1 protein-coding gene and 1 pseudogene are annotated in these 889 nt (G+C 44.3%); both read right to left on the minus strand.

Annotation, left to right across the window (positions count from 1 at the left end):
• On the minus strand, positions 1-759 hold a 759-nt coding region (locus tag R7093_RS24510; RefSeq protein WP_318146924.1), incomplete at its 3' end, for a DNA polymerase III subunit delta'.
• A gap of 24 nt (positions 760-783) precedes the next feature.
• A pseudogene (locus tag R7093_RS24515) lies at positions 784-889 on the minus strand (dTMP kinase); the annotation flags it as partial.

Below are 889 nucleotides of genomic sequence, written 5' to 3' on the forward strand. Positions count from 1 at the left end.
ATCCGTCAATAACAACCATGCCCAATCCAGCGCTTGGTCTGGATTTTTTGCCATTAACGATGCACATTTGGATACATCAGACGTCGGAGATAACAGTGTTTCAACCAAACAACGTTCGAAAGCCGAATACTCCTCTAGCTCACCATTTTTCAACGATTCAAGCGTTTTTAATGGAGAACCCATATTCAGTTTCAACGCGAAAGCCGGTACTTGAGACAAGCCTTGCTCCCCTATCCACTGCATAGCTTGATCGGTTGAAGGCGGCGTCACAACCCAATGCTGGCATCGGCTACGAATCGTCGGTAGCAATCTTTCTTGATTATGAGTGACCAGCAAAAACAAACATTTTTCGCCCGGTTCTTCCAGCGTTTTTAATAGCGCATTAGAAGCGGATTCATTCATCGCATCGGCTGGCTCAATCACAAACAAACGGTAACCATTCAGCTGAGAAGATTCATGAGCTAGACGATTGCAAGCGCGAATTTGGTCAACCGTAATCGCCTTGCCTTCTTTCTCTGGCCTAATCCAGTGCAAATCTGGATGGCTTTGAGATTTCGTCAGTTGACAGCTATGGCAAAAACCGCAAGCTTCACTGCTGTAGTTTTGACAAAGAAGTGCATGACTAAAAAACTCAACAAGCTTTTCTACTGCCAAGCCTTTATCACTTTGCAGCAATAAAGCTCCAGGAATTCGATCTGAATCCAACCCAGATTTGAGGTTCTCCCATGCTGGCTTTAGCCAAGGAAAATCATTAAACATGCGTAACCTATATTCGCTTTTTACTTACTGGCGAGACAACCATTCGTTCAAGACGCCTTGAATATCACGAGACACTTCTTCAATCGATTGTTCTGCATTGATCACAACAATTGACGGATCAGCATTGGCG

This window comes from Vibrio sp. 1580 (assembly GCF_033340055.1).